This window comes from Sphingomonas sp. DMC6 (assembly GCF_056314225.1).
This window is the reverse complement of sequence record NZ_JBQUYT010000002.1, coordinates 184,909-199,074: the sequence shown is the minus strand read 5'-3', so window position 1 is coordinate 199,074 and position 14,166 is coordinate 184,909. Positions and strand designations below refer to the sequence as shown.

The window sequence follows — 14,166 nt, the reverse complement described above, 5'->3', positions numbered from 1 at the left end:
ATACTTATTCAGAGGAAATTCAGGGACAGTATACTTATTCAGTGAACTCGGCGTGCAATTACGTATACTGTCCCCGACCTCCTGAAGGACGCAGAGAAGAAGAGAAGGTGTGTTCACGCGAAGGCGCGAAGGCGCGGAGCGGCAACGTGGCGGCGATAGCTGCTCACATCGGGCGATGCAGAGTCCGTCCCGGTGCATTAAATAAGCGCTCCTGCAAAAGCAGGAGCGCAAGGTGGCCCGGCTAGCCCATCGGGCTTAGATTCCTGCTCTCGCAGGAACGCGATGCCTCGATGTGATCAGTACAGGCCGGGCGTCCAGGACCGCTGGCGCAGCATACGCCAATCCTCCGCGCCTCCGCGTGAATCAAAAATTCTTATTTCTTCTTAGTGCCTTGGCGCCTTCGCGTGAAACGCGCCAAATAAACGCCTCCAGCCCTTGCGCCACCCGCGACCGTTCCCTATGTGTTCCAATCCTGACGCCCCAAACGGGGCAAAAGGCCGCTCTTTGAACCCGTTGCTCCCCCAAAAAATGCGTCACGGACCACAACTTCCTAAACTTCGCCTCGCCGCTACAGCGTTTTCCCCTGCCTTCCGGCCAGTTCGACGACATATTGCCACGCCACCCGGCCCGACCGGCTGCCGCGCCGGGTCGCCCACTGGATCGCGTCGTCCGGCTCGAACGCCAGCCCGTGCGCCTCGGCATAGCCCCGGACGATCGCGACATAGGTGTCCTGGTCGACGACATGGAAGCCCAGCGACAGGCCGAACCGGTCGGCCAGCGCCAGCTCGTCGTCGATCGAATCGCGCGGATTGATCGCGCTCGATTGTGCCTCGATATCGCGCGGCAGCAGGTGGCGGCGGTTGGAGGTGACCAGCAGCCGGCAATTACCCGGCCGCGCCTCCGCCCCGCCTTCGAGCAGCGAGCGGAGCGCGCGGGCATCCGCTGCGGCATCGAAGCCGAGATCGTCGATGAAGATCGCGAACGGCCGGTCGGTCGTCGCCAGCAGCGCGAACAGCTCGGGCAGCGTTTCCAGATGCGTGGTCGCCGCCTCGACCAGCGCGAGCCGGCCGCCTGTCGCCTGCACCGCAGCGACCGCGCCCTTGACCAGCGCCGACTTGCCGGTGCCGCGCGCGCCCCACAGCAGCACGTCCTGCGCGGCATGGCCCGCCGACAGCCGCTCCAGATTGGCCAGCAGCGCCGCCCGCTGCTTCTCCACGCCTTGCAGCAGCGCCAGCGGCATCGGCGCAAAGGCCCGCGCCGGCGTCAGATCGCGGCCGCGCCAGACATAGGCCGGGTGGGCAGCCAGATCGGCGGGCGGGGCAGGCGGCGGCGCCAGGCGTTCCAGCGCCTCGGCAATGCGGATCAGCGGATCGGTCATGCCTGCGCTATAGCCGAAAACGCTCAGGAGGCGAGCAGCGCCTGTGCGTCCGCCCGGTCGGGAAAAGCGGGGTCGGCCAGCGCCGCCTGGGCCTGCACCCGCGCCGCATCGCGCTGGCCCAGATCGGCCAGGATCTGCGCCAGATGCCAGCGCAGCCCCGCATGGCGCGGCGCCAGCATCACGGCTTTTTCCAGCAATTGCCGCGCGCCTTCGCTGTCGCCGCTGCGGAACAGTGCCCAGCCATAGGCATCGGCCACCGCTGGATTGGTTGGCGCCAGCGCATAGGCGGCCTCGCCAAAGTCGCGGGCAAGGGCGTTTTCGCCGACGCCGGCATAGGCGGCGGCAAGGCTGGCGTTGATCGCGGCATCGCCGTCGCCGATCCGGCTGCGCAGCGTCTCGAACGTGTCGATCGCGGCGTCATTGTCGCCGGCGGCGAGCTGCCACTGGCCCGACAGCCGTAGCGCGGCGATGTCGGTCGGGTTCTGTGACAGGAACAGCGCCAGCACATTCGCCGCCTCGGGCCGGCGCCCGGCGGTATCGAGCGCCTCGACCAGCCGCAGCATGGTGGGCTCGTCGAACCGCAGATCGGCGGCGCGGCGATAGAGCTGGGCGGCATCGGCGGGCTGGTGCCGCAGCATCAGCAGATCGCCGAGCAGCAGCTGCGCCCCGGGCACGCCGGGATTGGCCTTGGCGATCTCTTGTGCCCGGGCAAGCGCGGCGGCCTGCTGGCCGTCGGCGAGCAGCGCGCGGATATAGGGGATGGCGATGGCGGGATCGGTCGGCGCGGTCGCGGCCGGTCCGCTCAGCACTGCCAGGCTGTCATCCGCGCTGAACGGGCCGGCGGTTGCCTGCACCGGGTTGGCGGCGCGGTCGAGCAGGTTCGCGGCCATGGCGCGATCGCCGATCCGCTCGAAGCCGCGGGCGGCGAGCGTGAGTGCATAGCTGTCGGCATCGGGCCGCAGCAGCACCGGGCGCAGCGTGTCGATGGCGTTGCGGGCGGAATCGGTACGGAGCAGCGCAGTGGCGAGCAGCTTGCGTGCCGGGATGTTCATCGGCTGGCGGCCGACAAGCTGCTTCAGTTTCTCGATCGCCTGTTCGTAATCGCCCTGCTCGATGTCGATCGCACCGCCCAGCAGCAACATGCCCGGCATGTCGGCCAGCGCGCCGCGGGTCTTGTCGATCAGGCTGCGGGCCAGTTCGTCGTCCCCGGCTCGGGCGGCGATCACGGCCTGCAGATAATAGGCCTGGGGGCTGCCCGGCCGTGTGGCCAGCGCGCGGCGGGTGGCGGCGAGCGCATCGATGCTGCGCCCGGCATCGCCCAGCGTCGCGGCATATTCGATCAGTGCATCGTGATAGGCGGGGTCGCGTTTCAGCGCTGCTTCGAACCAGGGCAGCGCACCGGTCAGCCCGAACTGGCTGCGAACCAGCTCGCCGCGCAGCACCAGCGCCTCGATATTGTCGGGATCGTTCTGCAGCGCCCAGTTCGCCGCCTGCACCGCCCCCAGCAGATCGCCGCTGCGATAGCGGAAGCGGCCGAGATCGCTCCAGATCGCCGCGTCGCGCGGGGCGAGGCGCAATGCATGGTCGAAGGCGGCGGCGGCATCGGCGGTGCGTCCCAAGGCCGCAAGCGCACGGGCGCGGATGCGCAAACCGTAAGGGGCAAGGGCAGGTGCGGCTTTGCCGGCTTCCGCCAGCGCGCGCCGCGAATCGCCTTGCAGCAGCAACGCATGGGCGCGCAGCGGTGCCGCCAGTTTGGCATCGAGGCCCGCGGCAACCGCCCGCTGCACTTCACCTTCGGCGGGGATCCCGTCGCCGGTGGCCAGCATTGCACGGGCGAGCGCGACATGCGCGTCAGCCTTGTCAGGGGTAGCGCGTACCGCCTGCAGCGCGGCGGCGCGGGCGCCATCGGGATTGCCCGCCTTCAGCAGGGCGATGCTGCGCACCAGTGGATCGCCGTCGCCCGTGCCGATCCCGCCCGAAAAGGCAATGAAGGCGAACAGCGCCAGTGCAAAGGCTGCGAATCCTCCGGCGATGACGAGCAGGCGCCGGGCGAGCGCCGTGCTCCTGCCGCGCCGTCGGCGCCTAGGGTTGAAGGTCATAGGCCTTCATCAGGTCGTACAGTGTCGGCCGGCTGATGCCGAGCAGCTTGGCAGTGCTGGAGATATTGCCCTCGGCGCGGGCCAGTGCGTGGCGGATCGCCTTGCGGTCGGCCATTTCGCGCACTGCCTTCAGGTTGATCGGGGTGTCGTCGCGCGGGGCGAGGTCGAGATCCTCGGCGGTCACGGACTTGCCCTCGGACATGATGGCTGCGCGCTTTACTCGGTTTTCCAGCTCGCGGACATTGCCGGGCCAGCCCCAGGCATCGATGGCGGCCAGTGCATCGGCGGCCAGGGTCTTCGGGCCGGTGTGCATTGCCGCAGCGAACTTGTTGAGGAAATGTCGCGCCAGCAGCCCGGCATCGCCTGGCCGCTCTGCCAGCGAGGGAATCCGCACGACGATCTCGGCGAGCCGGTAGTACAGGTCTTCGCGGAACCGCCCGTCCGCCACCATCGCATCCAGATTCTGGTGCGTGGCGCAGACGATGCGGGTGTCGACTTCGATCGGTTTGCGCCCGCCGATCCGCTCGATCACCCGTTCCTGCAGGAAGCGCAGCAGCTTGACCTGCAGCGGCAGCGGAATGTCGCCGACTTCGTCGAGGAACAGGGTGCCGCGATGGGCCAGCTCGATCTTGCCCTCGGTGGTCTTCACGGCCCCGGTAAAAGCGCCCTTTTCATGCCCGAACAGCTCCGATTCGAGCAATGTTTCGGGGATGGCGGCGCAGTTGATCGCGATGAAATTGCCCTTGGCCCGCGGGCTCGCCTCGTGCAGCCCCCGCGCCAGCAACTCCTTGCCGGTGCCGCTGGCGCCGAGCAGCATCACCGATACATCGGCGCCGGCCACCCGCTCGATCGTGCGGGTCACTTTCAGCATTTCGGGCGCGCCGGTGATCATGCCGCCCAGTACTGTCGTCGCCTCGGCGCGGGCCGCCAGCCGGCGGTTCTCCGCTTCCAGTGCATGAACGTGGAAGGCGCGGGCGACGATCATCCCCAGCGTGTCGATGTCGATCGGCTTCTGGTAGAAATCCCAGGCGCCCATCTCGATCGCCCGCAGCATCGATTCCCGCGCGCCATGTCCCGATGCGACGATCACCTTGGTCGCAGGCGCCAGCCGCAGAATCGCTTCCAGCGTCGCAAAGCCTTCGCTGGTGCCGTCGGGATCGGGCGGCAGGCCCAGATCGAGCGTCACCACGGCCGGCTCTTCAGCACGAAGCAGTGCAATCGCCTCGTCGCGATTGGCCGCGCAGTGGATCGCGTAGCCGTCATAGGCCCAGCGCAACTGGCGCTGCAGGCCGGGATCATCCTCGACGATCAGCAATTTGGGCATGGCTTCGGGTTTTGTCTGGTTCATGCGGCGCGCTCTGCCGGAAGGTCTGCCGCGTGGGCCGCCTTGAGGAAGACACGGAAGCGCGAACCTTCGCCCTCCCGCGATGTGACGTCGATCCGCGCTTGCATCGCTTGGGCAAGCTGCTGCGCCTCGAACGCGCCGATGCCGAAGCCGCCGGGTTTGGAGGAGGCAAAGGGGCGGAACAGCTCGTGGCGGACAAAGGCTGGCGACATCCCGCAGCCGCGGTCGATCACGTCGATCACGACCTGCAGCCCGTCGGCGGCAACCGCCAGCGCGACCGGCGCGTCAGCCGGGCTGGCCTCGATCGCGTTCTGGAGCAGATGCCCCAGTACCTGCTCGAGCGCGGTGCTGTCAGCGAGTGCTACCGCGTTGCGGGGGGCATGGACGATGATCGGATGCGACGCGCGCCGTGTTGCCGCGACTCGCTCGACCAGCGGTACGACGTCGGTCGCCTGTGGCGGATCGGCGCGGCCGCGATGATACTGGCTCAGGCGCGCGAGCAACCCGTTCATTCGCTCGGCTGAATCCTTCAGTGTCGCGACCATGTCGGCGCGGAATTCGGGGTTGTCGGCGTGGCGCTCCGCATTGCGCGCGGTCAGCGTCAGTTGCGACACCAGGTTCTTGATGTCGTGCAGGATGAAGGCGAAGCGGCGGTTGAATTCCTCGAAACGCTGCGCTTCGGCCAAGGCTTCCTGCGCGCGTGCTTCGGCCAGATGGCTTGCGACCTGCCGGCCGGCCACCTTGAGCAGGTCAAAATCTTCCCAATCAAGCCGCCGCGGCACGGCGGGCCGGGCGAGCAGCACTGCGCCGGCGAGTTGGCCCATGTGCGGTAGCGGCACCACCACCCAGGCGCTGCTGTCGTCTAGCATCCATTGCGGCACCGCGACCCAGTCGGGCGATGCGTCGCCCTGTTCGCGTACCGCATCCAGATCAACGATGCGGCCGGTGCCCGCCAGATGCGCTTCCAGATCGGGATCGCCCGTGATCGGCAACATGGTACGGTCCCAGTTCCAGCTCGCGCCCGGCAAAAGGCCTGCGCCGTCGGGCAGCAGCAACAGGCCGGCCGGCGAGGCAGTAAGATCGGCCAGCGCCTTGACGATCCGCTCCTCCAGCGCGGCGGCGCCGCCGGGTGCTCCCAGCGTTTCGGTGAAGTGCATCCATTCGGCACGATAGTCATAGCGATGGCGGAACAGATGCTTGGCGAGCTGCACCTTCACCCAGGCGCGCAGCCAGTCGTTCGACAGCAACGTCAGCAGAGCGGTGGTCGATCCGAACACGAACGCTGTCTGGAACAGCCGCGCATTGCCGCCGCCCAGCGAGCCCAGCGCGCTGGTGACGAAGGCGATCAAGGCGAGATAGGCACCCGCCGCCGCCACGGAGAGCGATTGATAGGCGACCGTGCGGGATACGCGCACCCGCCACTCGCGCTTGCGTTGCAGCGCTACCGTCATCGCCAGCGCCACGCCGACCATCGTGCCACCCCGCAGCGCGGACAGGGTCGCCGACCAGCTACCCGCCAGATAGGCTAGGCTGAACACCGCGAAATCGGCGAGCCACAGCCCGCCTATCGCTAGCGCCAGCCATTGCAGCCCGCTGCTCGTAGCCGTTTCACCCGATGCGCCGTGCAGCGCCTGTACCATCACCAGCGCCGCGACCGCCGCCAGCATGCGTAAGAGCAGTGCGGCAGACTCGATCGCGTGCGCCTGGGGCGATGTGGCATGGGCAAGCGCTGCGATCCCGACGATCATGCCCGCAACCGTGACAAAGGCGATCACCGCGTAGACGCTGCCCAGCACGAGCGGTGCCCGCCCTTCTACTGCCTGGCGATGGACCCGGAAGAGAAACGCGATCCAGGCAAGATCGCGCACGCCTTCGATGACCTGCGTCACCAGCTCGCGGTCGCCAATGCCGGCAACTGCGAGCGCCCAGAGCGCGGTAGCGCCGATCGCGAAGGCCATCAGGCGCGGCGCAGTGCCACGCCGCCCGCGCCGTAGCGCGCGCAGGGTCAGCGCCCCGAACAGCAACGCGGCCAGCGCGTGCATCCAGAGGCTGAGCGCCGTTACCATCAGCGTGCGCCCTCGGGAAACAGGATGACGCGAGCCGTCTGCAGCAGGATCAGCAGGTCGAGGAAGGGCGAGTAATTCTTGGCATAGTAGAGGTCATATTCCAGCTTCTGGCGCGAATCTTCGATCGAGGCACCATAAGGATAGTTGATCTGCGCCCAGCCAGTGATTCCCGGCTTCACCATGTGCCGCTCGGCGTAATAGGGCAGCTTCTGTTCGAGATCCTCGACGAACTGGGGGCGTTCGGGGCGCGGGCCGACAAAACTCATCTCGCCCTTCAGCACGCTCCAGCATTGCGGGATTTCGTCGATTCGCAGCTTGCGGATCACCCGGCCAACGCGGGTGATGCGCGGGTCATCCTTTTCCGCCCAGACCGCTTCGCCCGGCGCTTCGGCATCCTGGCGCATTGAGCGCAGCTTGATGACATCGAAGCCCTGGCCATAGAGGCCGACCCGGCGCTGGCGATATAGCGCAGGGCCGCGGCTTTCGAGCTTGATCAGGATTGCCGTCACCAGGATCAGCGGCACCATCGTCGTGAGCAGCACCATACTGGCGACGATGTCGAACACCCGCTTGAACACGCTCGACACCATCCGTCCCGACGAGAAGCCGTCGGAAAAGATCAGCCAGCTGGGATTGACGCTGTCGAGGTCGACGCGGCCCGTCTCGCGTTCCAGAAAGGTCGAGATTTCATTGACATGGACGCCGGTGGTCTTGATCCGCAGCAAGTCCTTCAGCGGCAGTGCGTTGCGCCGCTCCTCTAGCGCAAGCACGACTTCGCTGGCGTTTAGCAGCACCACATGGTCCGCCAGATTATAGATGGCGTCGCGCGCGATCGCCTCGGGGATCACACGGTTCGCTTCGCTCATCGCGATATAGCCGACCACGGCAAAGCTGGCGCCCGGCAGTTTGGACAGCGTCTTCAATCGGGCTGCGCGGGGGCCGGCGCCCAGCACCACGATCCGCCGCTTGAAGGCATGACTGCCCAGCGTCTTTCCGAGCAGGATACGCAGCAGCATCAGCAGCACGATGGCGAACACCGCTGCATAGAGCAGGTTGGAGCGCCAAAAGCCGATCGGCGGAATCAGGAAATACAGAACGCTGAGCGCTATAACGCCGATGCAGATCGAAACGATGAGCCGGGCAAGCGCCTGGCGTAGCGACTGCAGCGCATGAGAGCCATAGACGCCGACCGCAATCATGGTGATTTGCATGGCGACGGCGAAGCTGGTCAGTTGCAGCCATCGTGTGTCGATCGCCCCCGGTAGCATGCCGATCTGATGGGCGCGCAACTGCCACCCGAGTTCGCCGGATGCGACAAGCGCCGCGGCATCCAGCAAGCCGAGCAGCAGTACCGCGTTGGGCACATATTGCTTGAAAAGGCGGGTCATCGTTTCTCCGCATTAACGGCGAATTGTAAACGAATCCGACACACGCCAACCGCGGTGGCACAGGAATGTGGGTAAAACGCAACCGTTATCCACGCGTACTGTTTAAATGCGCGGGGCCATTAGCTACATCTTCTACCATCCTGTCAGGGAGCCGTTTTGCATGCCGGACTCGAAACCGATCGTTCCTGTGATTCTTTCGGGAGGCTCGGGAACCCGCCTGTGGCCGATGTCGCGCCCGGAAAAGCCGAAGCAATTGCTCTCGTTGACGGCCGAAGAGACGATGCTGCAGCTGACCGCCCGGCGCGCCTCCGGTGAGCGATTCGCCCGTCCGATCGTCGTCGCCAACGCTTTCCACGCCGATCTGGTCGAAGAACAGCTGGGGCAGGTGGAAACCGGCGCGCAGGCGCTGATTCTTGAGCCCATCGGCCGCAATACGGCACCGGCAATCGCACTGGCGGCGATTGCCGCCGGCGGCGGCAGTGAGCCGATCCTCGTAATGCCGTCCGACCATGTCATCGGCAACGTCGATGCTTTTCATAGCGCGATCAATGCAGCCCTGCCTTTCGTCAACGAAGGCTGGCTGGTCACCTTCGGTATTGCCCCGGACGCGCCGGAAACCGGCTATGGTTGGATCAAGGTGGGGGAGGCGCTGGGTGAAGGGGTTCACCGTGTCGAGCGATTCGTCGAAAAGCCGCCGCGCGATCTGGCCGAGGCGATGCTTGCCGCCGGCGATCATGCCTGGAACGGCGGCATCTTCCTGTTCCGCGCCGACATGTATCTGGGTGCCTTGAGTGTCTATGCGCCGGAAATGCTGGTCGCGGCGCAGCAGTCGATGGACAATGCGCGCCGCGACGGGTGTCGCATCTTCCCCGACGCCAAGAGCTTCGCTGCCTGCCCGGCCGATTCGGTCGACTATGCCGTGATGGAAAAGGCACCACGCGTGGCGGTGGTGCCGGTGTCGATGGGGTGGAGCGATGTCGGCAGCTGGGATGCGCTGCACGCTATCAGCAACCCCGACGAAGGCGGCAATGTGGTTCGCGGCGATGTGGTCGCGATCGATTCGCGTAACTGCCTGGTGCAGAGCGAGCCCGGCAAACGCGTGGCGCTGGTTGGCGTCCAGGACCTGATCGTCGTTGCTTCGGGTGCGGACGTGCTGGTGCTGCCGCGCGGCCGCAGCCAGGATGTCAAAAAGCTCATCGAGGCCATGCAGGAGTGACGCGAGGGCGGGTACGGCACCGGGCCGTGCTCGCCGCATGGGCGGCGGTGGAGGAATCTCCGCCGCTCGTCACTTGCGCGTTGTGCGGGCGGCCGCTCGGCCGTCGCACCGAATGGCATCATGTCGTGCCGAAAAGCGAGGGCGGCCGCGATACGGTACCGCTCCATCCGATCTGCCATCGCACGATCCATGCCAGCGCGACCAATGCCGAACTGGCGCGGACCTATCCGACGCTCGATGCCTTGCGTGCTCGGGCGGACATCGCCCGCTTCCTTGCCTGGATCGCTGACAAGCCGCCTGACTTCCACGCTCCCACGCGGCGGAAGGCCAGTTAAAAGAAAAGCGCCCCGAAGGTTTCCCTTCGGGGCGCCATCCTCTCCAGCCCGATCGATCAGTCGATCTTGGGCAGCGTTTCGAACTGGTGGAAGGGCGGGGGGCTCGAGAGCGTCCATTCGAGCGTCGTCGCGCCTTCGCCCCAGGGATTATCCTCTGCCTTGCGGCCGGCGAGCAGCGACCAGATCACATTGACGAAGAACACCGCCATGCCCGCTGCCATCACCATGTACCCGACGGTCGCGAAGTGATTCCAATAGGCATATTGGTTAGTGTAGTCGGGAATGCGCCGCGGCATACCCTGCAGGCCCAGGAAGTGCATCGGGAAGAACAGCATGTTCACACCGATGAAGAACACCCAGAAGTGAACCTGGCCGAGGAACTCGCTGTACATCTTCCCCGTCATCTTGGGGAACCAGTAGTAGAAACCTGCGAACAGGCTGAACACCGCGCCCAGGGACAGCACATAGTGGAAGTGGGCGACGACGTAATAGGTGTCCTGCATGTAATCGTCGACGCCGCCATTGGCGAGGACGACGCCGGTCACGCCGCCGACCGTGAACATGAAGATGAAGCCGATCGCCCAGACCATGGGGGTTTTGAAGCTGATGGAGCCTCCCCACATCGTCGCGATCCACGAGAAGATTTTTACGCCGGTAGGAACCGCAATCACCATGGTTGCGGCGGTAAAGTACATCTTCACCTGCACCGGAAGGCCGGTGGTGAACATGTGGTGCGCCCACACCACGAAGCCGACCAGGCCGATCGCGACCATGGCATAGGCCATGCCGAGATAGCCGAACACCGGCTTGCGGCTGAAGGTCGCGATGATGTGGCTGATGATGCCGAAGCCCGGCAGGATCATGATGTACACTTCGGGGTGGCCGAAGAACCAGAACAGATGCTGGTACAGCACCGGATCGCCGCCGTACTGCGGATCATAGAAAGCGGTGCCGAAATGGCGGTCGGTCAGCAGCATCGTGATCGCCGCGGCCAGCACCGGAAGTGCGAGCAGCAGCAGGAAGGCCGTGACCAGCACCGACCAGGCGAACAGCGGCATCTTGTGCAGCGTCATGCCCGGCGCGCGCATGTTGAAGATGGTGGTGATGAAGTTGATCGCGCCCAGGATCGACGCCGCGCCCGCAAGGTGGAGCGAGAAGATCGCGAAGTCGACCGACGGCCCGGGCTCGCCATAAGTGGATAGCGGCGCATAGACCGTCCAGCCCGTGCCCGCACCCACGCCGACGAACGGCGAGAGCATCAGCAGGATGAAGCCCGCCACGGTCAGCCAGAACGAGATGTTGTTCATCCGTGGAAAGGCCATGTCCGGCGCGCCGATCATGATGGGCACGAACCAGTTGCCGAACCCGCCGATCATCGCCGGCATCACCATGAAGAACACCATGATCAGGCCGTGTGCGGTGATCAGCACGTTCCAGAAGTGCATCGCTTCGTCGAACGTGCCTTCGCCATGCAGCTTGGCGACCCACCAGGGCAGATACTGGATGCCCGGTTCCATCAGCTCGGCCCGCATGATGCCCGAAATCGCGCCGCCGATGATGCCGGCGATAATCGCGAAGATCAGGTAGAGCGTGCCGATGTCCTTGTGGTTGGTGGACATGAACCAGCGGGCGAAAAAGCCCGGCTTGTGATCGGCGTCATGGTGCGCATGGTCGTGCGCACCGGCGTAATGAAGCGCGGTATCGGTCATGGCTCAGTTGCCCGTGTTACCGGCGCCGGCTGCATTGGCCGTCGCAGGTTTGTTGGTCGCTGCCGGGGTGGCGGTGGCGTTGACGGTCGGCGCGTCGTTCGCGGCGCCATTGGCCGTTGCGCCGCTCTGGTCGTTGCCAGCGGCGGTGGCGCTGGCAGGCTCGTGTGCCGCGCCGGGCATGGTGCCGCCCTTGGCGGCGACCCACTGCGCGAACTTGGCCTGGCTCACCGCTTCCACGGCGATCGGCATATAGGCATGGCGCGCGCCGCACAGTTCGGAGCACTGGCCGAAATACACGCCTTCCTTCGGGATGATGAAGCTCGTTTCGTTGAGCTTGCCCGGAATCGCGTCGAGCTTGATCCAGAAGGCGGGCACGGCCCAGCTATGGATCACGTCGGTCGCCGTGGTGACGAGCCGGATCGGCACGCCCACCGGCAGCACCACGCGCTGATCGGTGGCGAGCAGGCGCGGCCCGTCGACATCGGTGCGATAGCGCTGGCCCTTGGCGACCTGGCCCTCTTCCTTCAGCATGTTCGCGGTCAGCTGGATGTCGCCATGGTCGGGATATTCATAGGACCAGAACCACTGGTTGCCGATCGCCTTCAGCGTCACGGCGTTCTTGGGCGCCGGCTTGAACTGGGCGGCGAGCAGCCGGATCGACGGGATCGCGATCGCCACCAGGATCAGCACCGGCACCAGCGTCCACAGAATCTCGATCGTGGTGTTGTGGCTGGTGCGCGACGGCGTCGGGTTGGCGGCGCGGCGATAGCGGATGATCACCCAGACCAGCAGCGCGAGCACCAGCAGCGAAATGGCGGTGATCAGCGGCAGCAGAATTTCATTGTGGAACCAGTGCGCTTCCTGGCCGGTCGGCGTCACCTGCGGCTGCAGATAGAAGGCCTTGTCCACCGGCTGGCCGATTCCCGGCTGCGGCCGGGTCAGGGGCTTGCCCTGGGCGTCGAGCGTCGGGTCGGCAACCTTCCCCGCCGGGGCCGGCGCTGCCGTAGCGGCAGCCGGAGCCGCCGCAGGGGCGGCGCTGGTCTGTGCGTGGCTTGGCAGGGCGGCCATCAGCCCTGCTGCCAATATCCATGTCGTCAAGCGAGGAATGCGCATCTTGTTTATTCACCCTCTCCCTGGAGCGCGAAGAACCGGGCAGGACACGCGCCCACTGCCGACGGGGTATACGCTGAACAACCCCTTTCTCAACAGTTTTTCGAGCGCGGTTGCGGTCGATCAATGCGAGTCCTAATAGGCCGGGGCCGCACGCACAGATGGAGCTCGCACATTGACCGGTGACGCAATCCTCGACGAATTTCGCAGCGCAGGCGCGTTGCTTGAGGGACATTTTATCCTGTCTTCCGGTCTACGCTCCCCCGTATTTCTCCAGAAGATGCGCATCTTCGAGGATCCTGTTCGCACCGAACGCGTGTGCAGCGCGCTGGGCAAATTGATTCGCGAAACCTTTGGCGCGGTGGATATGGTGGTCTCGCCGGCAATCGGCGGCATCATTCCCGGCTATGAGACGGCACGGGCGCTCGGCTGCAAAGCGGTGTTCGTCGAACGCGAGGACGGCGAGTTCCAGCTGCGCCGCGGCTTCGAGATTCCGGCGGGTGCGCGCGTCGTGATGGTGGAGGACATCGTCACCACCGGGCTTTCGTCGCGCGAATGCATCGCGGCGATCCAGAAACATCCCGGCACGCTGGTCGGCGCCGCCTGCATCGTCGACCGTTCGAACGGCACGGCCGATGTGGGCGTGCCGCTGATTTCGCTCACCAAGCTGGATGTGCCCGCCTATCCGGCCGACCAGCTGCCGCCCGAACTGGCGGCGATCCCTGCGATCAAGCCGGGGAGCCGCGCGATAGCATGAAGAATACGCTCCGGCTCGGCGTCAATATCGACCATGTCGCCACCGTGCGGAACGCACGCGGCAGCGGCTATCCCGATCCGGTGCGTGCAGCGCTGCTGGCGGCAGAAGCGGGGGCGGACGGCATCACCGCGCATCTGCGCGAGGATCGTCGCCACATCACCGACGACGACATCGCCCGGCTGGTGGCGGAACTGACGGTGCCGCTCAATTTCGAAATGGCGGCGACCGAGGAAATGCTGGGCATCGCGTTGCGCCACCGCCCGCATGCCGTGTGCCTGGTCCCCGAGAAGCGCGAGGAGCGGACGACCGAAGGCGGCCTCGATGCAGCGGGACTGCACAATCATCTGGCGCCGATGGTCGACAAGCTGCTGGAGGCCGGTTGCCGCGTTTCGCTGTTCATCGAGCCCGATCCGCGCCAGATCGACGCGGCGCTGCGGCTGCGTGCGCCGGTGGTCGAACTGCACACCGGCCGCTACTGCGACCTGCCCGAAACCGAGCGTGCGGGGGAACTGAAGCGCATCGCCGACGCTGCCGCGCTTGCCGCGAAGGAAGGCGTGGAGCCGCATGCCGGGCATGGGCTTACCTTCGACAATGTCGTGCCGATCGCCGCGATCCCGCAAATACGCGAGCTGAATATTGGCCATTTCCTGATCGGCGAAGCGATTTTCGAGGGGCTCGCCCCGGTCGTTCAGCGGATGCGTGCGCTGATGGATTCGGCGCGGTGAGTGCCTGCCTGATTCCTCCCCGGTACCGGGGAGGAGCC

Annotated in this window: 11 protein-coding genes; 4 read left to right on the top strand and 7 right to left on the bottom strand. The window is 65.9% G+C overall.

Annotation, left to right across the window (positions count from 1 at the left end):
• Positions 1 to 568: 568 nt before the first annotated feature.
• From ACT53M_RS04765 to ACT53M_RS04745, 5 genes are read right to left on the bottom strand one after another with little or no spacing between them, the layout of a single operon-like run.
• Positions 569 to 1,378: a DUF815 domain-containing protein gene (locus ACT53M_RS04765; protein ID WP_476231829.1), complete on the bottom strand. Its 810-nt coding sequence runs from the start codon at positions 1,376 to 1,378 to the stop codon at positions 569 to 571.
• A gap of 23 nt (positions 1,379 to 1,401) precedes the next feature.
• Positions 1,402 to 3,477 (bottom strand): tetratricopeptide repeat protein, encoded by a 2,076-nt coding sequence (locus ACT53M_RS04760; RefSeq protein ID WP_476231827.1) that lies wholly within the window; start codon positions 3,475 to 3,477, stop codon positions 1,402 to 1,404.
• Complete coding sequence (prsR, locus tag ACT53M_RS04755; protein WP_476231826.1) at positions 3,461 to 4,825, bottom strand: PEP-CTERM-box response regulator transcription factor; 1,365 nt, start codon at positions 4,823 to 4,825, stop codon at positions 3,461 to 3,463. Before prsR ends, ACT53M_RS04760 begins: the two co-directional genes overlap by 17 nt.
• Positions 4,822 to 6,888, bottom strand: coding sequence for an XrtA/PEP-CTERM system histidine kinase PrsK (prsK, locus tag ACT53M_RS04750; protein ID WP_476231825.1), 2,067 nt, complete (start codon positions 6,886 to 6,888; stop codon positions 4,822 to 4,824). Before prsK ends, prsR begins: the two co-directional genes overlap by 4 nt.
• Complete coding sequence (locus tag ACT53M_RS04745) at positions 6,888 to 8,276, bottom strand: TIGR03013 family XrtA/PEP-CTERM system glycosyltransferase (protein WP_476231823.1); 1,389 nt, start codon at positions 8,274 to 8,276, stop codon at positions 6,888 to 6,890. The genes prsK and ACT53M_RS04745 overlap by 1 nt, the downstream gene beginning before the upstream one ends.
• Positions 8,277 to 8,436: 160 nt before the next feature.
• Here ACT53M_RS04745 and ACT53M_RS04740 point away from each other — a divergent pair, with 160 nt between their 5' ends.
• Positions 8,437 to 9,492 (top strand): mannose-1-phosphate guanylyltransferase/mannose-6-phosphate isomerase, encoded by a 1,056-nt coding sequence (locus tag ACT53M_RS04740; RefSeq protein WP_476231822.1) that lies wholly within the window; start codon positions 8,437 to 8,439, stop codon positions 9,490 to 9,492.
• 26 nt (positions 9,493 to 9,518) lie between these two features.
• Positions 9,519 to 9,827 carry an HNH endonuclease gene (locus tag ACT53M_RS04735; RefSeq protein ID WP_476231820.1) on the top strand — a complete coding sequence of 103 codons (309 nt, stop codon included), beginning with the start codon at positions 9,519 to 9,521 and terminating at the stop codon, positions 9,825 to 9,827.
• A gap of 56 nt (positions 9,828 to 9,883) precedes the next feature.
• Here the strand turns inward: ACT53M_RS04735 and ctaD are convergent, their stop codons facing one another.
• Both ctaD and coxB read right to left on the bottom strand, forming a co-directional pair.
• Positions 9,884 to 11,536, bottom strand: coding sequence for a cytochrome c oxidase subunit I (ctaD, locus tag ACT53M_RS04730; protein ID WP_476231818.1), 1,653 nt, complete (start codon positions 11,534 to 11,536; stop codon positions 9,884 to 9,886).
• A 3-nt stretch (positions 11,537 to 11,539) separates the two neighbouring features.
• Entirely contained in the window at positions 11,540 to 12,604 is a 1,065-nt protein-coding gene (gene coxB, locus ACT53M_RS04725; RefSeq protein ID WP_476231816.1) for a cytochrome c oxidase subunit II, read from the bottom strand.
• A gap of 217 nt (positions 12,605 to 12,821) precedes the next feature.
• Here coxB and pyrE point away from each other — a divergent pair, with 217 nt between their 5' ends.
• Entirely contained in the window at positions 12,822 to 13,403 is a 582-nt protein-coding gene (gene pyrE, locus ACT53M_RS04720) for an orotate phosphoribosyltransferase (protein ID WP_476231814.1), read from the top strand.
• Positions 13,400 to 14,128, top strand: a complete 729-nt coding sequence (locus ACT53M_RS04715; protein ID WP_476231812.1) for a pyridoxine 5'-phosphate synthase — start codon at positions 13,400 to 13,402, stop codon at positions 14,126 to 14,128. Before pyrE ends, ACT53M_RS04715 begins: the two co-directional genes overlap by 4 nt.
• Positions 14,129 to 14,166 lie beyond the last annotated feature (38 nt).